This is a genomic window from Pedobacter nutrimenti, from assembly GCF_032678445.1.
GTDB lineage: Bacteria > Bacteroidota > Bacteroidia > Sphingobacteriales > Sphingobacteriaceae > Pedobacter > Pedobacter nutrimenti_A.
Window position 1 is genome coordinate 327958 of sequence record NZ_JAVTSQ010000005.1, and the last position, 20669, is coordinate 348626.

Sequence of the window (20669 nt, forward strand, 5' to 3'; positions counted from 1 at the left end):
ATTACACAGCTGCAGTAAAATCCGGAATCAATTGTTTTCCCATTTCATTATACATAAAATAAGGATCTTTATGAAACAAGTGCCAGTCCTGTAGCAGAAGACGCTTCAGGTCTTGCTCCTCCTGTGTTAAAGCCATTGCCTTTTCCGGCTGGCTGAAATGGTTAATCAGGTTGTAACACAAAGTAAACTGGGCTGTTGCAATAATGGCGGCCTTTCGGTTGTCTTTGGTATGGTTGTCGTCAAACCAAAGGGTAGTATCCATAGTTCTTGCTTTTTCAGCGACCTCCATCATGGCCTCAGAGGGTTTGATATTTGTGATGACTGGCTGTTCTGCTGAAAAGCCCACCTCGGTTTTCAATTTTGGCTTTTCCTTTTTCAGCTTTTGATTGGCTTTGCTTAATTCATAAATGGAGTTCATCACTGCTACCTTTTTAAGCTTGGAATGCTTAAAGATCTTATCATAATATAACCGCCGGATTTGTTTGAGATAGATGTCTGTATTCATCATCATCACCGATTTAAACCTGGCCATAATCATCTGCTGGACGGCACTGATCCTCACCTTCAGAAAATAATCTACATACTTAAAAAATACGATTACCCAGGTGTTCTGTTTTTCTGCAGCCACCCTTCTGGCGTCTGAAAGCCGATAAGTACCGAGTAAATAAAGAAAAGTAACCAGTAATCCCGGAATCGTCAATACCCGCACCCAGTTGTGCCAGCCAAACAAAAAGGCACTCACCAGCATCCCGGCATTTAACACCGCAAATATTTTAAGCAGATTGATCAGCTGCTGGATATTTACTCTTTCATACCAGTGTTTTCTGTTTTCTGTTGGAAAAGTATAGGCATCCATGAAATAACTCGTAACATCACATAGGATCATCATACTAAAATCCCCAAACTTCTCCCTTCGTCTTTCATTGGCCAAAACCATACTTTCAATTCCCTGATTATCTGCAACCCCTCCATCCATCAGACAAAATTGTGTATTCTTATCAAAATCCGGGTTATGCAGCCAATCTTTTCCCTTAGGCAGGGTACTTGGACTATATTTATACACCAGATGTTCCAGCAGTTCGTGCTTACTTAGTCCTTTGTACACAAAATCGTCTGGAAAAACCACGGGTTCAAAACCACCAGGAAAACAGGAAGAACTGGCCAGAATATCTGCTAGTTTCATCTTTTTTGCAGCTGCCATTCCCCTGGCTTTAAACTTGATATAGGCGTTTCCAATCCTTCCTTTAGGATAGTTTCCCGGATGCTGGGACTGGAAGCGAAAAGAAACACCATTGGCAAACTCTGTAGCATTGATACAGATCTCATCCAGATGCGGATCTGCACTACGGTCTGAGAAAATTTCAAAGTTCAATCCTTCAAACAATTCATCATAAGCCAAAGCAAAAGCATTCACCAGGTTCCTGCTTTTCTCGTGCCTGTGTTTCCATTTGCGGTCGTCTTTCAACAGCTTAAAGGCCCGTTTGATCAGATCTTCGCCATCCAGGTCAGTCCAGAGTCTTACATAGGCTTCTTCAAATGTCTTGCCCTTAAAAATATAACTGCTGTACACCAGATTGGCAATACTGCCTCCTGAGGACGAAGAAATATACTTGACCTGCTGCAATAAACTGTGGTCACCAACCTTAAGCCTGTTCAGGTAGCTCAAGCTTCCGACAGAAAATAATGCCGCTCTGAATCCACCTCCGGATAATGCCAGTGCAATGTTTTCCATAGTCTAAGGTCTATAATTCATCTTCCTTTTTTTTGGTATAACTGAATCCCAGCGCGACAGATTCTCCAAGAATGATCTGATCGCCTTCTTCCAGCAAGTATCCCACTTCAGCGGAATTCAACTTCAGCTGATCCTCACTCTTTAGAGTTTTGATCTTTGTTTTATTACCAGGGGGAATACCGCCTTCATCTGCGAACAGCATGAACCCATTTTTACTTTCATCCCATTCCAGATGGGCATGCTGCCGGCTTACAAATCTGTTGCCTGTATGGTCTGCATCTCCCGGAAAAGCGATATCATTGATCCGTACGGATCCATTAGACATTGGTACATGTTTTTCCCTTCCAAGATTGATCCGTCCATCCCCTGCCTCCAACAGATACTGTTGTTTTTCTGCCTGTCCGTTCAAGACCTGGATCCGCGCCGTTCTGCTCCTTTTTTCCGGAAGCTCCGCAACAGGTTTCACTTCAGCAGCAGTCTTCATTTTTAAAGAAAAACCCAGGGGCAGGCTACGGCATAGCGCTGCACCAGGCGGAAAGCTCTCCTTTAAACCAGTTTCCAGTATCCATTGCAGCGGAAGGTCAACAACAAAGTTATTAGAGATCCGTTGAATTTCCTGCTTCAGCAACGCAGGCTCCGGAAGATATAATGCCGCTTCGTACAGGTGCCGTTCTTCGGCAGGAGGCACTGCATAAAGTTGTATCGATTCCACATTCCGGCCTTCTCCACCTTCCAGTTTCTGTAATTCTTCTTTAACAAAGTGGAGGATCTCCTCCCGAAGAACCTTCACATCCATTGGTTGCTGATCTTTATTCTTTTTAAACAGGTTAAACATGCTTCTAAATTTAGTGAATACTCTTTATATATCCTTTTTCCAGCAGGAATGGAACAACATGTTCTCCTGCAAGCCGGACCGCCATAGATGATCCTTTGGTTGACTCTATACGCACACATACAACAGTATTTCCAGTTCCTTTGGCATTTGGTGCAAAGAAAACATACCAGCCATCATTGATTTTTCTCCGCTTCCAGATCCGTTCGGGTGTACCTGTTTTTCCGGCGACGGCAATACCCAGTATGCCTGCTTTACCTGCACTTTGTTCCTCCATAAACCGGGCCAGCAAACTTGAATAGACTGTTTTATCTGCTAAGGGCACAGTGGGCTTTACCACGACTGCAGAATCACTGATTTTCAAAGCATAACGGTTCGGTCTAAGATTGCCCTGGTTGGCAATTCCCGCTGCCATCCGCGCTACCGATGCGGGTGTTGCAATCAGTTCTCCCTGTCCCCAGGCCATACCTGAAATACCAGTTGCCCGGTTCCGGTAAATATTATTAGGATTATAAGCACTTTTAAATTCCGTTTTTCGCCACAGTTCAAACCATTTGGCCTCCTGTGCCTCATTATCTGTTTTCCGGTTGTAATAATAACCACCAACCCCGTGAAGGAACATGCCGGTTTTCAGGTACAAAGTTCCCATTTGTTCCTGTAAATGCTCCTGGTTGGCCAGTTTGATAAAATATACGTTATTTGATTTGACCACAGCATTCTCCATATTGATCAGTCCCGTTTCATCTGGTTCTGCTCCCTTTGTCCTGATCCTTTCATTGGCTTTAACCATAAAGGTTTTATCTGCTGCCCCTGGTCCAAGTTTGTTAAATGCAGCCATCGCCGTTAAGATCTTTGCCGTAGAACCTGGTTGAGTAGCAATGGTAAAACCCGGGTCTGCATTCGTGATCCAGCCAGCCAGTTTATTCTGATCTGTCTGATTTAAACTGAGCTGTTCCCAGTTATGTACTGCAGGCAGAGGAAAAGCTGCAGAAGCCAGAACATCACCCGTTGCAGCTTCCATCACCACCACTGATACCCGGCTGTCTTTAAAATCAGGATCTTTGGCTATGGACTGTTGAATACTCGTTTGCAGCGCAGCATCTACTGCTAGTTTCACATCCCTGTTCTTGTGCTTCAGGGCCGCTATTTCCACGCTGTCCAGACCCGAAAGCAATAAAGGAACCAATGCGCTATAGTCTCTTTTTTGCACGGTCATTTCTTTGATTCCTCTTGGCAGAAAGCGGTCTTCCCTATATTTCGATGCGGTAACATCATAGTTCGTTACCGGCATCTTAAAGCCGCGAAGTTCTGCTGCATGCTCGTACTCGCCAAAATATCCATTAATTCCCCCGGTAAAAACACCTGTATTGGCATCTCCTGTCCAGAAAAACAATTGTTCTTCAAAAGGATAATAACGGGCAGGCCGTTTGTGCATGGCAGAATCCAGGTTGTAATTTCCTACTCCCGCAGCATTTAGCAATTCTTTTTGCTTCAGCACCAGTTGCGGATCACTTGTAGCCAGTAAACGACCTTCGCGGTCAAATAAAGAACCAGCTTCCAGCTTTCGCATCAAAATCGCAATCCTTGGATTATAGCTAAACATCCTGATGCCGCTCTTATCGGCCACCAGGGCGGGCTTAGCAATCCATTTATGGTTATTCAGTGCATAACCGCCTATATTCACGACCAGCAAGACCATTCCTATACTGGCGGCCACAAGTGCAGGAACCAGATTGGCATCCTGTTGTTTGGTCAGATAAACCATCTGTACCTTCGTTCCCGAAATGGAAGAAGCACCAAGCAAAAACCCGGCTGCCACCAGGTTAATCACCAGCGACGAGCCTCCATAACTTTCAAATGGCAGCGAAACCCCCGATAAGGGCAATGCTCCGGTAGATCCTCCTGCAATCAGCAAAAATTGTATAAATGTACTAATGCCTATTCCGGCACAGATGTAGAACAAAAAAGGATTACCCGTTTGCCGCCCAATCAGGATGGCCCGGTGCAGGTACACCAGGAATAAAATAAAGATACAGACCATGCCTGCCCAGCCAAACTCTTCTCCTACAGCCGGCAAAATCATGTCAGTATGCGCTTCGGGAATGGTCTTGGCATAACCTTCACCCGTGCCCTGGCCTGAAAAACCTCCACTGGCCATGGCCCAGAGTCCGTTGGCCACCTGATCGCCGCCATATACCTCATTGTTCCAGGCATCCTGCCAAATCGCTTTGCGATCTGCCAGACGTTCTACGGGTCCGGGTACGAGCTGGTGCAGAAAAGGCATTTTATCAATGGTCATAAAGGCTGTGATCACCACCAGGGCCATTAAGGCGGATTCACTGGACCAATGCCTTTTAAAGAACTGTACCAGCCCCCATACTCCAAAGGCAATTGCTGCAACCATCCAAACATTACTAAAAATAAAGGAGGCCAGGATGTATAACCCTACAAAAGCAGCCATGATCATAAAGTCGCCTCTTGAAAAAGAGAAGAGGATGATAAACGTAAAACAGATCACGATCGCCGGGCCCAAATCGCCCAAAGCCAGGAAGAGCAATAAGGTCAATACAATTGCTGCGAGCGCAAAGGAAAAGAAAGACCAGCGCTTTCTCCAGCTGGAATACTCAGAAATGAACCTTTCATTAAGCGCAAAAAAACCAGCAAGGAACAAGATAACCAGGTATTTTACCAATTCACTGGGTTGCACCCCAAGCAAGTTCACCTTAACACCGCTGCCCTCGGGCCCGGACCCCAGTACAATGGTACAGAGCAGCAGCAGCATTCCCAATGCAATCCAGGGCCAGCCATTTGCAGCTTCGCGCTGTGTCCGGAACACAAACATCCTGTATAACCTGGAATCCGGATGAAAAAGGCGCAGGTTCATCATCGCCAGCACCACCATGATCAACATACCTGCGGCAAGAAAATACAAAGTATCTATGGCCAGAAAACGATCTCTCAAAGGATCCTGTAAACTCATCAGGGTCAGCAAAGACAATCCGGTTAAAATCATCAGCAGCGGAAGCAGAAAGGGATCTGCTTTCGGAGCTCGTATGCTGAGCAGGATATGAACCAACAAAAAGGCCAGAAAAAAAACACCAGCCACTGTCCAGTAAGCGGAAGTGAATTGTGCTGGTGAGCGGACAATAAAAGCCCCGTCAGCCTTCAGGGTGCTAAAATCTCTCGAAGAGAGCAAACGGATGGTGTGTGGTTTCTGATAAAAGTTAAATGACTTATTGCCTTGAAGGCCCGCAACCCCTTGTACCCTTCCAAATTCATATCCGGGCTGCAATGGCAAAACTTCATAAGCCCTGTCTGCAGGAAGGTGACTGAATTCAAATTTACCTTCTGCATCTGTCCGCACAAAAGCCGTTAGCGGCTGGATGTCGAGGCTGTCTTTTGGCAGGATCATTTCCAGCTTCACCAATACTCCGGCAATGCCTCCATTCTTTCCGGAAACCCGTCCATCAATTGCGTATGCTCCGCCTTTGATATCAACAATTTCAGGCAAAGCCTTAGGTCTGACTTTTTCAGCCTCATAAGAGAGCCCTTCGTCTTTATCATAGCCCAGAAGAGATCTGGATAAAAGCACTCTTTTTCTAAAAGATTCTCCTCCTTCTGCCTCTGCCTCTTCCGCAAGGACATAGTATTTTTGTTTATTCAGTTCTCCGATGTTCTGAAAATGTCCGCCTTCATTAAAACGGCTTTGCAGCACTTTTGAAATGAATGCAATATCCCGGCCGTCCAGGTCATAATTCCCATGGGTCAAAACCGCACTGATCCCAGCTACCGGATCCGCTCCGTTCAGGTTCACAACAGTTCCCTGCTTTAATTTCAGGGCTGTACCCTGGAAACGATGCTGCAATACACCAAATAAACGGAAAAACAACAGGGCCAGAACTACAGCGATCAGCGCCAGAAACAGACGTTCCTTGCCTCTGCCAGCCTTTTTCTGTGAATGGCTATCTAACTGATCTCTTTCCATGCGGTTTTAAGGGCTTAGCTACGGAATCGGTATAATACACACTATCTCGTAAAGGTTTTTTCAACGTATCCAGCCCAGGTTGCACAGGCTGCCAGGGATTTTCATATACCGGAGCCAATGGGCGGACCTGATGCTGTATCAGTTCAAGCTGCCTATACAGCCATCCTGAAAGGCTCAGTAATCCTGCGGAAAGCAACAGCAATAGGACTACCCAACCTCTGTTCCTGACTACCTTAACCGGGTTCTTTGTGAAAGGTACCGGAGACGGTGACGGAACGGAGACTAGAGCTTCCTGCTTTGCAACCGGTTTTTCGGGCTGATGCTGTGCTGGTATTTTATCGTTTTTAACCAGAACCACCGTAATATTGTCATGCCCTCCGGCGGCATTTGCTGCATCAATCAGCGCTTGCGCCATGGCAGGCAAGTGATCCTGATCCAGCAAAGCTGTAATCTTCTCTTTATCAATACGGTCTGTTAAGCCATCACTGCAAAGCAGCAACAGATCCCCTGGAAGAAAAGGAGATTGTCCGGTTTCGATAAAATCGTTTCGGAGGCGGTCCGTTTCTTCCAGGCCAAGCGCCTGGTTAATTTCATTTCTTTTAGGGTGCTGCATAGCGGCAGCCTCTGTCAGTCTGCCCGAATCTTCCAGGAAGCCCACAAAACTCTGGTCCTGAGTAATTTTCACCAGGGCTTTATCCCGTAACAAATACAGACGGGTATCTCCTACATGAGCATAGTAAAATTGATTTTGCTCCGGATCTGCCACTACAAGTGTCAGTACACAAGCCATTTTATCCAATGCCGGATCCTGACTTTTGTGTGTGAAAATCTCCTGATTGGCATTTCTGATTGCTGTAATCAGTGCCGGAAGAATATTCTCCCTATCCAAACCTGCCAAACTTTTTCGGATACAGGTCTGGGCAATTGCAGCAGCAACCTCCCCCCCTTCGTATCCTCCAACCCCATCAATTACAACAGCAAGCAGTAAACTGCTTCCTCCGATAGGTTCGGCCAGGAAAGCATCTTCATTATTGTCCCTGGCCTTACCGATATCCGTTTGACCAAATAATCTATTCTCCATTCCCCTGATCTTTAATGTTTATAAAATGCCCCGCCAAAAGTGCGATACAAATGACCAGCAATGCCCAGGTTAATATCTGCGACAACATATCAACCTTTAAAGATGTTAATCCCTATAATCCCGTTCAGCAACACCTTAGAGTTGATCGGCAACTCTGTCCATACCGGCGCATTGATATTGCTCCGCAGTACTTGTTGCTCGTTAATGATCGTTTTTTCTCCAAAAGATGCCAGGTATAATTTACCGTCAGCCGAATTGAAACGGATTCTAAGATGCGGCGCATCCACCCATTCTGATGGAATTTTAAAGATATTACCTTCGGTACGCTCTTCTTCTGCGCCAGAGACAATGATATCCTCATCTTTCATCAGGTATTCGAACTTCTTACCCGAATATTTCTGGTCTGGCATAATGGTATCCAATCTGGCATAGGTCTTTTTAACCGCTTTAACCGGGCTATGTTCTGCGGATTCTTCCTCCCGTGCATAAGGCAGTTCATAATAGCCCTCACTATAATAGATAAATCCTTTCAGGATATCTTCGTTCACATCAAATGTCTGCACCACCCCTGTTTGTCTTGGAATAAACGTTACGCGAAGGTTATCGTCCTTCTGCTGGCTGCCGGGAAGCAGCTTACCAATAAAGCCGATATCTCCTCTTTCATAGTCCGGGTGCGAAACCAAACGAAACACCCATTTAGAACTGGAAGGCTGGACTTTCTTTCCCTCTTTTTCATAGGTCTTAAGGATCTGATAAAATTGTTTCACCGCTTCATCTACAATAATTCCAAATAAACCTTGTTTCTGGCTCAGGAACTCTTTATAATCTTCGGCATTGAAACAGATCATATACTCATGATAAAATACAACACGCCCTGCAAAAGACAATTCTGCAATAGAAGCCTTAAACTGCTGTAAAATATATTGGTACACGCTGTCCGGGGTAAGACCCGGTGCAGCAGTAGCTTTTGTCTTTTTTGTTTTGCTGCCTGGGAGAAAAAGGTCCTGCAGGCCGATCTTCTTCCAGAAAGTTGTTTTTGGTTCCATAAATAAACTGTTAAAAATGAACGGCAGTATCCAGGTCTAATTTCGTACTGTCGTGGGGAGGTTTGGTCGTGGGTTTAACCTCCACCGGTTTAATTTTAGTTGCGGTGTCCAGGGTCATTGTATCTGGCGCGACCTCATTTACAGGTTGTGTATACGGCTTCTCTTGTTTACTGGTCGTATCTCTCAATACGTTACCGCCTTTCCCGGTATTTTCCTGTGCGTCTTTACTGGAATTCCCATACAACAAAAGCCCCATGGCACCTGCAAGCACGACCATCAGTACAATCATCGAATAAAACACTGGTCTGGCCACTCTGATCACATCGGCCTCCTCCACAGCAGGGGCAGACGACATCCTTTCTGTTTCCTGATAACGCAGCAACAAATCCTGCAAACGTTCATTTTCTTCCCGGAGCAATACCGCATTCGGCACCTGTCCACCCTCGGCAGGCGAAGCTATACTATGATGAATAATGAAATCCTGCAGTTCTACTCCGTTTCCAAAACGCTGTAAAGGATCTTTCTGCAAGCATTTTGCAATCACCTGCAACAACCATTGTGGCACCTGAAGTTCATGTTGTCTCTTTTCAGGTGACCAGTTTTCCGGAATATACTGACGACGCAATTCTGTTAAATCCGGAACATTCTGTTCCATATGTGCCAACATCACTTCATTTCTGGACTTCTGGCCCTGATCGGTTAAAGGAAAAGGCACCTGTCCGGCCAGCAACTCATATAATATTATTCCATAGCTATAGATATCCGTTTGAAACAGCAATTGCCCTTCATTCTGTTCGGGAGCCATAAACTCAATGGCACCAGCATGCCGGATACTGGTTCTTCGCTGATCATCTGACATCGCAGACAAACCAAAATCCAGCAGCACATAATTGCCCGAATGCACATTGAATTTTACATTATTACTCTTGATATCACCATGCTTCACCGAAAATTTATGGCAATGCGCCAGTGCATTAGCCAGCTGATCGGCTACCTTGATCACTTCTTTGATCGAAAAAACAGGATCATGCGGAGGTTTTAGTAAATCTTCAAGATCCGGCCCGTCAATAAATTCCATCTCAATAAAAGGAAAAGAGCCGCTTTCAGTGATTCCGGAATTCAGAATCTTTACCACATTCGGATTGGGCTCCTCATTTACCTTCTTCAACTTTTCTACCTCGTTCTGGAAATTCCGAAAGTTCTTATCTTCTTCACTTTCAGTGTGTACAGGCGTTGGAAGCAGTTTTACTGCCGTTATAATTGTCCCTACACGTTTTCCCTTATAAACCGAGCCCTGTCCACCTGTGCGCAATGCACCCATATTCTCCAGGCCTTCGGTAATTGTAAATACTTTACTCATGCAATAAAATTACAACAATTTTAGTTCCATAATGCAAATCCATTTCTGCTGCTGCATACCTTTTGTCAAAACGACTGTAACGACGGTCGTTTTTCATTTGTAAAAAACAATTCTGGAGAGGGGTAAAACCGTGTTATCTTGTCTCAATTGCAAAATGTCAGCATTCAAAAACCCCCTATATACCACTTTCCTTGGCAATTTCTCCCGGCTCGTCCGGGGGAAGAGGGAGTGGACCAGAGGTCTTTCTACGGGTATAGATGTCCAGAAATATAATGAACATCCCGGCCATAATGGCCATGTCGGCCACATTAAAAACCCCGGTTTGAAACAAGCCAAAGTCAATATGCAAAAAATCAGTAACAGAGCCATGGAGCAACCTGTCGTATAAATTTCCTATCCCACCTCCAATAACCAGGCACAAACCGATTGCATAAACTTTTGCAATATGTACCTTGCTGAACAGGAAATACAGGCCAAAGGCCAGGACCAGTAAAGGCATTAAAGAAAGAAAAACGAACCTGATCTCCGAAGAAAAGGAATCACCAAGGCTTAAAAATGCCCCGGAATTCTCCACTTTTGTGAGGGTCAGATGATTGTAGACAAACTTAATATTCTCATTATAGCTGAGTTCGTTCCGAACAATCGTTTTGGTGATCTGATCACAGCCAACCGTACAACTTAAAACAGCCAGCAGGATTAAATTTCTGATCCATATCTTTTTCTTCATGATCTCTTAAGCGTCTTTTTTAGCCGTACTTGCCGGATTATAATTCTGTTTAGGCAAAGGTACGAAATCTGTTTCACCGGGCACCCGGTCAAAACTCTGGTCCAGCCATTTCTGCTTGGCCTCTTCAATCTTTTCCCTGCTGCTGGCCACAAAATTCCAGTAAATGAAACGTTCTTCTTTAAATGGCTCACCACCAAAAATATAAATCGTGGTGTTTTCTGTCATTGTAAACTCGCAGAGTTTAGCTTCCTTGGCCACTAATAATTGTTTAGGCGTAAATTCATGGCCATCACTGATCACACTGCCTTCCAGAATATACAAGCCGGATTCACCAAAAAGCTCCTGCCCAATATTCAGTACTTTTCGGTCTGTACTTTTGATCTCGATAAAAAACTGAGGACTATAAGTGGCTACCGGTGAACGTTGTCCGAAAACCTCTCCTGCAATAAGCCGGAAAGAAACACCATCTTTTTCCCAGTGCGGGATATCTTTTGCTTCCACATGCTGGAAAGAAGGCTCCATTTCTTCAAACGCTAAAGGCAGGGCTACCCAAATCTGTAAACCATGTAAGTGTTTATCGGTAGTACGCAAGTATTCAGGTGTCCTTTCCGAATGTACAATCCCTTTCCCGGCCGTCATCCAGTTGACTGCACCCGGATGAATTTCAATATCCGTTCCCAGGCTGTCCCGGTGCCGTATACTTCCTTCAAAAAGATAGGTTAAGGTAGACAAGCCAATGTGCGGATGCGGCGGAACATCCATATTTTCATGATCACTCAGTGCCGCAGGCCCCATATGATCAATAAAGATATAAGGTCCAACCATTCTTTTCTCGCGGAAAGGGAGTAATCTTCCTACCAGAAAGTTTCCAATATCTGCGGGTCTTTCTTCTATAATAATGCTGATGTTCGACATGTTTTACTAATTCTGATGAATAACGAAAGATAGGGTTAAAAATTACTTTTCACAAACTCATCGGCAAGAGGTATTGTTTAGTTTTATATATTAAATTTACGACGGGATTCATCCCACAAAACCAATTGTAAACATGAATATTTCTTTAACACATCAACATGCTGTTATCTGCGGAAGTACACAAGGTATAGGACTGGCGAGTGCCAGCGCCTTGGCCTCACTTGGTGCCACCTGTATTCTCATTGCAAGAAATGAAGATGCATTAAAAGCCGCAGTAGAAAAACTCTCTGCCAAACATGGACAGCAACATAGCTATAGAGTTGCCGATTTTTCCAGGCAGGAGGATGTACAAAAAGCAATAGAAGATATTATTTCAAACCATTCGGTAACAGTATTGGTGAACAATACCGGTGGACCTAAGGCAGGTCCAATTGCTGAAGCTACAACAGAGGCATTCAGCAATGCCTTCCAGCAGCACTTGATCTGCAACCAGATTCTGACTCAGGCCGTATTGCCCGGAATGAAATCAGCCGGATACGGACGGATCATCAATATCGTATCTACCTCTGTCAGGACACCCCTGCTCAATCTGGGGGTCTCCAATACCATCCGTGCTGCTGTAGCCTCCTGGGCAAAATCATTATCTAATGAAGTGGGCCAGTACAATATTACGGTAAACAATGTTTTACCTGGCCTCACCAATACTGCACGTCTGCAAAGCCTGGTACAGCAAACCGCCGCCAGTCAACATATCAGTACAGAAACGGTAGAAGAAAATATGCGCAGCAGCGTCCCGATGAAGAGATTTGGTGAAGCGGAAGAGATTGCCAATGTAGTGGCTTTCCTGGCCTCTCCAGCAGCATCTTATGTCAATGGCACCAGCATTCCGGTAGACGGAGGCAGGACACCAACCGTATAAAAAAATATTTTAAGTAAATCCTATAGGATTACTAGATTATTTATATATTTGCAGCAGAAGATCGTTCTTTACGCTTCCTAACTTATCCAGAAAGACTGAGGGACTGGCCCTGTGATGTCTTAGCAACCTCTACCTTCAACGGTAAAAGGTGCTAATTCCAATTCGCAAAAGCGAACAAGATAAGATGCTGCAATTCACCGCAAATTTTCTTATCTGCAAAAGCCAACCTTCAATTTCTGTATAGCCGGGAGCTCAGGGAACATAACACCTAAACAACAGAAAATGAAACAACAAGTACGCCTGAAAAAAATGACGCTACGTCCTCACTCCTGTCCTTCTGCTACCCTGCAGCCCATGTGCGCTGCTTTCCACCATTCATGTTGCATGTACTAAAAAGAACACCGGCAGCTTATTAATTACCTTTTAATTTAACCCATATGCTAAAAATATACAAAATTTTTATAGGGATTCTTATGTCCTTTTTTTTCCTCCAGACGGCACAGGCGCAGTCTGTGCAATTGACCGGTACGGTAACCGACAGCAACGACGGACAGGCCATTCCAGGGGTATCTGTTACCATCATAGGCAAAAGTACCGGTACCGTATCCGATGCAGGCGGAAAGTTCAGCATCCATGCAGACCTTAAAGATGTGCTTCGGATCGCTTACATCGGCTATACCACAAAAGATGTGACGGTCACTTCCGGAACTACCCAGCTCCACATTGCATTGACTGCCTCTACCAACGAACTCAATGAAGTTGTGGTGACGGCATTGGGCATTACCAAAGCTAAAAAATCACTCGGTTATGCTGTGCAGGAGCTCAAATCAAAGGACATCTCTACTGCCAAGGAAACCAATCTGGTTAATGCCCTTGCCGGAAAGATCGCCGGTGTTCAAACCACCAGCAGTCAGGGTGACATGGGTTCTTCCAGGATTGTGATCCGGGGGGAAACCTCTATTGCAAATGACAACCAGCCTTTATTTGTCATTGACGGTGTACCAGTCAACAATACCCAGCAATCAGGAACCAATAGCTCCAGAGATTTTGCCAATCCGATTTCCGATATCAATTCCGAAGACATTGAATCGATCAGTGTACTAAAAGGCCCGAATGCGGCTGCTTTGTATGGCTCAAGAGCGGCAGCTGGTGTCATCCTGATTAAAACCAAGACAGGACGCGGACAGCAAGGTCTGGGCATCAACGTGAATTCCAACACCACTTTTTCCAACCTGCTCACCATCCCTAACTACCAAAACTCATTTGGACAAGGTACGAACGGGAAGTTTAGCTTTGTTGACGGCAAAGGCGGCGGTTTGAACGACGGCGTAGATGAAAGCTGGGGCCCGCCACTTGACGGAAGGCTTCTTCCTCAGTTCAATTCCAACGGTGTTCCTGTACCTTTTGTGGCCCATCCCAACAATGTGAGAGATTTCTTCAGGACTGGCTACGCTTTAAACAATGGTATTTCTCTTGCAGGTTCAGGTGAAAAACAAGATGTTCGTTTTTCTTATAACAACCTGACACAGAACGGCGTCATCCCAAATTCTTCTCAAAGCAAAAACTCCTTCCTGCTGAATACTACTTATCGGATTACCCCAAAACTGACCTTAAATGCTTCGGCAAATTATATTAAAAGCTATGCAGCCAATCTGCCTGCAACTGGTGGCAAGCGCGCTACAGGTCCAATGCTTCAATTTACCTGGTTTGGGCGTCAGGTTGATGTAAGTCAGCTTAAAAATTACAAAGATGCGAATGGCAACGATTTCAACTGGAACAACAGTTATTACAGCAATCCTTATTTCATTGCTTATGAAAATACGGTTTCTCAAAAACGTGACCGCATTGTAGGATACGCAGAGTTAAATTACAAGATCACCAGTGCCTTATCTGCCAACTTCAGAACGGGAAATGACTATTATAACGACCGCAGGAAGATCAAGGTGGCCTATGGAACCAACGGTACTCCTTTCGGTTCTTATGAAGAAGAGGCCTTTGCTGTGAATGAAAACAATACTGAAGGCCGTCTGGAATTCAATAAAAAGCTAAACAACGATTTTTCTCTTAATCTACTTGCCGGTGCTAACGTTAGAACGGCGACCTCGGAGCAAAACGATCAAATGGCTACTAAACTGGCTGTAAACGGGCTCTATACCTTAAGCAATTCCAGGGATCCACTGGTGTCTTCCAATGTCTTTATAAAAGGAAGAACCTATAGTGTATTTGGTTCCGGTCAGCTGGGCTTCCGTGACTATGCTTTTATCAATGTAACCGCCCGGAACGACTGGGATTCCAGTTTACCTAAGCAGAACCTGTCTTATTTCTACCCTTCTGTGAATGGAAGTCTGGTCCTTACAGAAGCTTTTGACATCAAAAGTAATGTCTTAAGTTTTGCAAAGATCAGAAGCGGCTGGTCTAAGGTAGGTAAAGCCACAGATCCTTATCAGTTGGTCAATACCTACAGCTTCACCGCTCCTTTTAACGGAAACCCGCAACAAGCAGCCAATGCCATTCAGCTGAACCCGAACTTGCTTCCTGAGATCACTAAATCGACAGAAGCGGGTATAGAATTAGGTTTATTTGACAACCGTGTACGACTGGATGTAAGTGCCTATAACACCAACAGTGTAAACCAGATCCTAAAAGTAAAAGTAAGTTCCTCTACAGGTTATGCTCAGAAACTGATCAATGGCGGAAGCATCAACAACAAAGGACTCGAAGTCCAATTGGGGCTAACACCAGTAAAGCAGAAAGATTTCAGCTGGGACATCAATTTGAACTATGGACTGAACCGGAGCAAAGTACTCATCCTGGATAGTGAAGGGCTCATCAGCAGTTATACCATTGGTACCAACAGGACCGTAGATGTACTGGCCGCTGTAGGCCAACCATATGGTACCCTGTTCGGAACCACCTATCAGCGCAACGCTGCCGGTCAAATCCTGGTTAGCGCATCAGGTACACCTGTAATTGATCCCAACAAACATTACCTGGGTAAATTTACACCAAACTGGTTAGGTGGCATCACCAACAGTTTCACCTATAAAAACTTCAACCTGAATTTCCTGGTTGATGCCAGAATAGGCGGAAAAATCTACTCAAACACCAACCGTACCGGCACCTACACCGGTGTGTTGGCCAGCACACTTCCGGGTAGAAATACGGAAAACGGTGGTTTAACTTATTATTTCCCTGGTAATGCCACTTCTGCAGTAGCCATAGGCCTTCCAGTTGGAGGTAAAGCCCCGGCAGGAGAAGTGGTGTATACAGACGGAATGATCTTTGACGGCGTACTGGCCGATGGCACCAAAAACAGCCGGATCATTCCTGCCCAGCAATACTACAAAGGTACCACCAACGTAGATGAGCAATTTGTATATGACGCTTCTTATATCAAGCTCCGTGAGGTAAAACTGAGTTACAGTATTCCATCTTCCTGGAGCAAAAAAATTGGCCTTCAGAATGCAACCGTTTCCCTGGTCGGCAGAAATCTATGGATCATTCACAAAAATGTACCCAACATCGATCCTGAAACGGCTTTCAATACCGGAAACGCTCAAGGGCTGGAAGATTTAACCCTACCTACCACAAGGAGCTTTGGTTTTAACCTTAACCTTAAATTCTAACGATCATGAAATTCAAATCCATAACTATCGCTTTTTCTGCAGTCCTTGCACTTTCCCTTGGTTCCTGCAAGGACCAGTTGTCTAATATTAATAAAAACCCTAACGAAGCGGAAAACCCACAGCCAGATTACCTGCTGACCGGTGCCATTAAAAACACGGCAGATACCTATTGGGGAACCACCAACAATATGAATTCCAGCTTGTTGTTCATCCAGCATTGGGCCAAGATCCAATATACAGATCCCGATCGCTATATCTTTACCAACAACGACCTGCAGGAACTCTGGAACAATGGCTATACCAAAGGGATTACCAATTTAAACAAAGTAATCAGCATTGCCGATGCACAAGGTAATACCAATTACCGCGGGGTAGCCAAAGTATTAAGATCCTGGATCTTCTCCCTTTTAACCGATGCCTATGGAGATATCCCTTACAGTCAGGCCATACAGATCAGCACTTATGTCAACCCTGCATATGACACGCAAAGAAATGTCTACTTAGGGATCCTGAATGATCTGAAATCTGCGCAGCTGGATTTAAATGTAAATGGCAAAGCCATTGGCGGCGATATCCTTTACAGTGGATCCATCAGCAGCTGGAAAAAATTCGCCAATTCACTCCGCCTTCGTATCGCTTTGCGTATTGCCGACCGGGAGCCTGAAATCTCCAAAACTGTCCTCGCAGAGATCGCTGCAGAGGGTACAGGTTATATCAGTACGCAAGCTGAAACAGCACGCCTGGTGTACTCTTCTTCTCCTAATCAAAACCCCATCAGCAATTTATTTGATACCCGCGATGATTACCGGATCAGCAAAACCATTGTAGACAGACTGAGAAGTTTAAATGATCCACGTCTTGCTGTTTTCGCCAGCCCAACAAAAGATGCAACAGCGCAAACCTATGTTGGTGTTGCAAATGGTTTACTTACTGGTGATGCGGCCAACCTGGGCCTCACCAAAACCTCTAAACCCGGCGCTTATTTCCTTGCTCCTACTGCGCCAGCAGTCATCATCAGCTACGCAGAGGTATTGTTTGACCGGGCAGAAGCCGCAGCCAGGGGTTTTACCACAGAAGATGCTGCAGCTTTGTACAAACAAGCCGTTACAGAATCTTTAAGACAATATGCTATTGCTGAAGGAGACATCTCCACTTACACCCAGTCGGCAGCCGTTCAATATGATGCTTCTGATTTCAGAAAGTCTATCGGGAACCAAAAGTGGATTGCTTTATTTGGTCAGGGACTGGAAGCCTTTGCTGAATGGAGACGCTTGGATTATCCGGCTCTAAGCCCCGCGGTTGCTGGTACCCTGAACGGACAGCTTCCAGTCAGGTTCATTTATCCAGGTACAGAACAATCACTGAACGGTGCAAATTATAAAGCCGCTGTAGCCCACCAGGGTGCAGACATATTGACTACCAAACTGTGGTTTGACGTAAAATAACTGATAGAAAGAAAAATAAGAAACAAAGAGCCTTCGATAATCTAATCTTTAATCATCGGAGGCTCTTTATTTTTTACTTTTTGTAAATTTATAATGGCTTTGCTTAAAGCCACATTGCTGATAAAACCGATGGGCTCCATCCCTGGAATTATTGGAAGCCACTTCAATCAGTTCATAGTCTTTGTCTTTTAATTGCGCTTCCAGATATTCCATCATCTTCTTTCCAATCCCCTTCCCACGACTTTGTTCTTCTACAACAAATTCCACAATTTCATAGATTTCACCATCGTGGTGCAGCAAATTCTGGTTATGACAACTCAGGAAACCAAGTGGTACACCTTCATTTTCTGCAAGGACCAACAGTATAGAGGGCGACATTACCTGTTCTCTGAATCGGGTCTTAAAGGTTTCATAATCCATTTTCTTTTGTTCCAGCTTGCAAATAAAACCATAAACGGCTTCTGAATCTTCAGGATCGGCTTGTCTGAAATTCAAGCTTTTATATTCTTTGGAGCTCATTCTATAATTGATTAACGTTTTCTAAATATATAAAAATGGTGTGAGTTTCTGGTTATATTCTATCTATATCCTACCCGGACCACCACCCTCCTCTGCAATTTGCTACGAAAAATTCTCGTACGCTGCGGAAAGACCTCAGAGATCTGCGGGCTTTTTCAGCCCGCCTGATATCGTTAGTCTTGAAGCAGCTGTACAGAATTTTTCGAACAATTCACCTCCTCTCAAACCAATTTGACTTTAAATTGTAGTATTAAAAATCAACAGTCGGAGTTTATATGGAAAAAATGATTCAAGCCCTTTTCAATAGTGAAGTTGAGGCATTTACTGGTTTACAAGCTTTACAGCAACTGGATTTAACAAAAGATATTTCACTTGGCGAAACCTATGTACTCAGCAAGGATGCCTCCGGCAAGACTGCTATCCGATCTGCAAAAGATAAAACAGAAGGCACAGGTATGATCAGTGGGGGCTTATTGGGCGGATTGATTGGATTACTCGCTGGTCCGCTTGGTTTTATTGTCGGTGTGGCAGGTGGCATGCTTGCCGGATCCGCCGGAGAAACCTTAAAAGCAGAAAATGTTTCCGACTACCTGGATACCGTATCCTCACAAATTCCCAAAGGTAAATCTGTGCTGATCGCACATGTTTGGGAAGACTGGGAAACTCCCGTTAATTCAGTTCTCCTGCCCATAACTTCAGATCTGAAACGCTTCAATGTCAATGATGAAGTCTATCTTCCGGCGCAAACAGAACTTCATAAAATCAACAAAGCTATCCAGGAAGCAGAAGCAAAGATCATCGATACAGAAGGTACCGAAGAAGCCGATTGGAAAAACACCCTTGCTGATCTTAAAAAACAACGAGAGGCCCTGCAGAAAAAACTAAACCAAAACGCAGAACAGCAGGAAAAACAATATCATCACTGGATTCATACCGCGGAAGAGACGGAACAAGAGCATAATGAAGAAAAAAAGGCGAAATTACAGAAACGTCTAACAGAACAAAAAACAAGACTCGAAGAAATTAAGAAAAACCGCTAAAGCGATCATAACCCTGTAAACCAATAAAAAAGGAGGTATCGCAAATTGCGATGCCTCCTTTTTTATTCGCAGCTGTTTAAGCTCTAGAAAATTTTAAATCCGACAGAAAGATTAAATAAACCAGTTTTTTCATCCAGGCCTTTATTGATTTTGGTAAATCCATGCGTGTAACGGGCATCGATGGTTATATTGCCAATATCTACACCTGCATTGATCACTCCACCCATATTGACTCTTTTGTAACTAAAGTTCTGCGGTGCATCCGGCTTATTCAGGTTATAACTGAAATCAGGACCTGCTGAAAGTCTGAAATTCAGGTTTGCCGTATTGATCAGCTTATAACCGATCATCAGCGGAACATTCACTTGTCTGAATTTTGGTTCATATTCTTTAGAACCCAGGGTATACTTACTACCGAAGGTAGAAAAATTAACCTCTGGCTGTACGTACAGGTCTTTCCCGGCGCGGGCAAATACACCAATATTAAAACCTGCTTTCCCGGCTTTATCGCTCATGTCTTTTAAACCTGAAGGCAGGGTACCATAGTTCACACCTGCTTTAATACCGAAGTTAAAGTCGGAATTTTGGGCTTTTGCAGAGAAAAAGCTCAAACCTAATAAAGCAACAATTAAAGATAATTTAGTGGTTTTCATTTTTTGTGATTTTTTAATAAATGATCGTTCTTTTGGGGTAAGACAACATGCTGATGCTTTACCCCTATTCATTTTTTAAAAAAATAAAAATGATCACTTCACACCAACGGAATGAAAAGCCCTGAGGTATTTTTGAATAAAAGCAGCTTTATCTTTACTTCGGTACTGTACGATATACCTCGGATGCTCCAAAGGAATAATCTCTTTAAAGAACTGATACTCCAGGTTCAACTTCTGCAGAAATTCGTAGTTTTTCTTACCGAGACAAAAACAAATGTCTAGCGCTGTCCCTAAAGAAATCTGCTGTTTAAGGTTCTCTATAATAGCGGGTCTCAGCAACTTACTGAGTTCAGCGCTGTCGTAGTAATTGTAATTTTTCCCTTTATAAGTAAGGGCAAGTGGAAACATCGAATTGATGTAAAACTGGCTATAGAAAGCAGCCGGACCTCCAAATGCATCAATCATCTCATAGACAAATACCGAAGAAGGCTCATGCGTCATTATCCCATTATATTCCAGGCCACACTGCTCTATATAACGCTTTGGATCCGTAAAAGGCACCCCTGTAACCGCACCTCCAAACCTTCCGGGATTAATCCCGATGATGAGGTATCTGGATGCAGTATCCGCATAAAATTTTTCATAAAACCGGGCAGCGAGTTCATAGGTAGCTGATCCGTCCTTATACGGATTGAGAACCTCTATCCCCTCAGGAAGCCCTGAAAAACCATCAAGTTGCCTGTAAAAAACAAGGACCTTTTCTGCAAATGTCGCTTTCATGAGGATAGG

General features: G+C 44.3%; 15 protein-coding genes and 1 riboswitch. Of the genes, 4 read left to right on the plus strand and 11 right to left on the minus strand.

Going from position 1 to position 20669, the window contains the following annotated elements:
• Nucleotide 1: 1 nt before the first annotated feature.
• The 8 genes from R2S08_RS10985 to R2S08_RS11020 all read right to left on the minus strand — a co-directional run bounded on the left by R2S08_RS10985 (nucleotide 2) and on the right by R2S08_RS11020 (nucleotide 11678).
• Entirely contained in the window at nucleotides 2-1732 is a 1731-nt protein-coding gene (locus R2S08_RS10985; protein ID WP_316835225.1) for a patatin-like phospholipase family protein, read from the minus strand.
• 10 nt (nucleotides 1733-1742) lie between these two features.
• Complete coding sequence (locus tag R2S08_RS10990) at nucleotides 1743-2567, minus strand: FHA domain-containing protein (protein WP_316835226.1); 825 nt, start codon at nucleotides 2565-2567, stop codon at nucleotides 1743-1745.
• 10 nt (nucleotides 2568-2577) lie between these two features.
• Entirely contained in the window at nucleotides 2578-6549 is a 3972-nt protein-coding gene (locus R2S08_RS10995) for an FtsW/RodA/SpoVE family cell cycle protein (RefSeq protein ID WP_316835227.1), read from the minus strand.
• On the minus strand, nucleotides 6527-7630 hold the full coding sequence (locus tag R2S08_RS11000; protein WP_316835228.1) for a PP2C family protein-serine/threonine phosphatase: 1104 nt from the start codon (nucleotides 7628-7630) through the stop codon (nucleotides 6527-6529). Before R2S08_RS11000 ends, R2S08_RS10995 begins: the two co-directional genes overlap by 23 nt.
• A gap of 89 nt (nucleotides 7631-7719) precedes the next feature.
• The gene (locus tag R2S08_RS11005) at nucleotides 7720-8676 is read right to left on the minus strand and encodes a hypothetical protein (RefSeq protein WP_316835229.1); all 957 of its coding nucleotides are present in this window, start codon (nucleotides 8674-8676) and stop codon (nucleotides 7720-7722) included.
• 10 nt (nucleotides 8677-8686) lie between these two features.
• On the minus strand, nucleotides 8687-10036 hold the full coding sequence (locus R2S08_RS11010; protein ID WP_316835230.1) for a serine/threonine-protein kinase: 1350 nt from the start codon (nucleotides 10034-10036) through the stop codon (nucleotides 8687-8689).
• A 175-nt stretch (nucleotides 10037-10211) separates the two neighbouring features.
• Nucleotides 10212-10763, minus strand: a complete 552-nt coding sequence (lspA, locus tag R2S08_RS11015; RefSeq protein ID WP_316835231.1) for a signal peptidase II — start codon at nucleotides 10761-10763, stop codon at nucleotides 10212-10214.
• A 6-nt stretch (nucleotides 10764-10769) separates the two neighbouring features.
• Nucleotides 10770-11678, minus strand: a complete 909-nt coding sequence (locus R2S08_RS11020; RefSeq protein ID WP_316835232.1) for a pirin family protein — start codon at nucleotides 11676-11678, stop codon at nucleotides 10770-10772.
• 133 nt (nucleotides 11679-11811) lie between these two features.
• On the opposite strand from R2S08_RS11020, the gene R2S08_RS11025 reads away from it, so the two are divergent.
• The 3 genes from R2S08_RS11025 to R2S08_RS11035 all read left to right on the plus strand — a co-directional run bounded on the left by R2S08_RS11025 (nucleotide 11812) and on the right by R2S08_RS11035 (nucleotide 17668).
• Nucleotides 11812-12597 carry an SDR family oxidoreductase gene (locus R2S08_RS11025; protein ID WP_316835233.1) on the plus strand — a complete coding sequence of 262 codons (786 nt, stop codon included), beginning with the start codon at nucleotides 11812-11814 and terminating at the stop codon, nucleotides 12595-12597.
• A gap of 79 nt (nucleotides 12598-12676) precedes the next feature.
• A riboswitch (SAM riboswitch) is annotated at nucleotides 12677-12783 on the plus strand.
• Between the two features lie 287 nt (nucleotides 12784-13070).
• The gene (locus tag R2S08_RS11030; RefSeq protein ID WP_316835234.1) at nucleotides 13071-16223 is read left to right on the plus strand and encodes a SusC/RagA family TonB-linked outer membrane protein; all 3153 of its coding nucleotides are present in this window, start codon (nucleotides 13071-13073) and stop codon (nucleotides 16221-16223) included.
• A 5-nt stretch (nucleotides 16224-16228) separates the two neighbouring features.
• Nucleotides 16229-17668, plus strand: a complete 1440-nt coding sequence (locus R2S08_RS11035) for a SusD/RagB family nutrient-binding outer membrane lipoprotein (RefSeq protein WP_316835235.1) — start codon at nucleotides 16229-16231, stop codon at nucleotides 17666-17668.
• 66 nt (nucleotides 17669-17734) lie between these two features.
• Here R2S08_RS11035 and R2S08_RS11040 read toward each other — a convergent pair whose 3' ends face one another.
• Nucleotides 17735-18187: a GNAT family N-acetyltransferase gene (locus tag R2S08_RS11040; RefSeq protein WP_133780651.1), complete on the minus strand. Its 453-nt coding sequence runs from the start codon at nucleotides 18185-18187 to the stop codon at nucleotides 17735-17737.
• Nucleotides 18188-18471: 284 nt separating this feature from the next.
• Between R2S08_RS11040 and R2S08_RS11045 the strand changes: the two genes are divergently transcribed.
• On the plus strand, nucleotides 18472-19227 hold the full coding sequence (locus R2S08_RS11045) for a DUF1269 domain-containing protein (RefSeq protein ID WP_316835236.1): 756 nt from the start codon (nucleotides 18472-18474) through the stop codon (nucleotides 19225-19227).
• Between the two features lie 83 nt (nucleotides 19228-19310).
• Here the strand turns inward: R2S08_RS11045 and R2S08_RS11050 are convergent, their stop codons facing one another.
• Together R2S08_RS11050 and R2S08_RS11055 are read right to left on the minus strand one after the other, a co-directional pair.
• Complete coding sequence (locus R2S08_RS11050) at nucleotides 19311-19880, minus strand: porin family protein (protein WP_316835237.1); 570 nt, start codon at nucleotides 19878-19880, stop codon at nucleotides 19311-19313.
• 93 nt (nucleotides 19881-19973) lie between these two features.
• The gene (locus R2S08_RS11055; RefSeq protein ID WP_316835238.1) at nucleotides 19974-20660 is read right to left on the minus strand and encodes a uracil-DNA glycosylase family protein; all 687 of its coding nucleotides are present in this window, start codon (nucleotides 20658-20660) and stop codon (nucleotides 19974-19976) included.
• Between the last annotated feature and the right edge of the window lie 9 nt (nucleotides 20661-20669).

Bases quoted from the DNA above. Each gene is read 5' to 3' on its own strand.
- R2S08_RS10985 (WP_316835225.1), bottom strand. From the start codon at position 1,732: ATGGAAAACATTGCACTGGCATTATCCGGAGGTGGATTCAGAGCGGCA.
- R2S08_RS10990 (WP_316835226.1), bottom strand. From the start codon at position 2,567: ATGTTTAACCTGTTTAAAAAGAATAAAGATCAGCAACCAATGGATGTG.
- R2S08_RS10995 (WP_316835227.1), bottom strand. From the start codon at position 6,549: ATGGAAAGAGATCAGTTAGATAGCCATTCACAGAAAAAGGCTGGCAGA.
- R2S08_RS11000 (WP_316835228.1), bottom strand. From the start codon at position 7,630: ATGGAGAATAGATTATTTGGTCAAACGGATATCGGTAAGGCCAGGGAC.
- R2S08_RS11005 (WP_316835229.1), bottom strand. From the start codon at position 8,676: ATGGAACCAAAAACAACTTTCTGGAAGAAGATCGGCCTGCAGGACCTT.
- R2S08_RS11010 (WP_316835230.1), bottom strand. From the start codon at position 10,036: ATGAGTAAAGTATTTACAATTACCGAAGGCCTGGAGAATATGGGTGCA.
- lspA (WP_316835231.1), bottom strand. From the start codon at position 10,763: ATGAAGAAAAAGATATGGATCAGAAATTTAATCCTGCTGGCTGTTTTA.
- R2S08_RS11020 (WP_316835232.1), bottom strand. From the start codon at position 11,678: ATGTCGAACATCAGCATTATTATAGAAGAAAGACCCGCAGATATTGGA.
- R2S08_RS11025 (WP_316835233.1), top strand. From the start codon at position 11,812: ATGAATATTTCTTTAACACATCAACATGCTGTTATCTGCGGAAGTACA.
- R2S08_RS11030 (WP_316835234.1), top strand. From the start codon at position 13,071: ATGTCCTTTTTTTTCCTCCAGACGGCACAGGCGCAGTCTGTGCAATTG.
- R2S08_RS11035 (WP_316835235.1), top strand. From the start codon at position 16,229: ATGAAATTCAAATCCATAACTATCGCTTTTTCTGCAGTCCTTGCACTT.
- R2S08_RS11040 (WP_133780651.1), bottom strand. From the start codon at position 18,187: ATGAGCTCCAAAGAATATAAAAGCTTGAATTTCAGACAAGCCGATCCT.
- R2S08_RS11045 (WP_316835236.1), top strand. From the start codon at position 18,472: ATGATTCAAGCCCTTTTCAATAGTGAAGTTGAGGCATTTACTGGTTTA.
- R2S08_RS11050 (WP_316835237.1), bottom strand. From the start codon at position 19,880: ATGAAAACCACTAAATTATCTTTAATTGTTGCTTTATTAGGTTTGAGC.
- R2S08_RS11055 (WP_316835238.1), bottom strand. From the start codon at position 20,660: ATGAAAGCGACATTTGCAGAAAAGGTCCTTGTTTTTTACAGGCAACTT.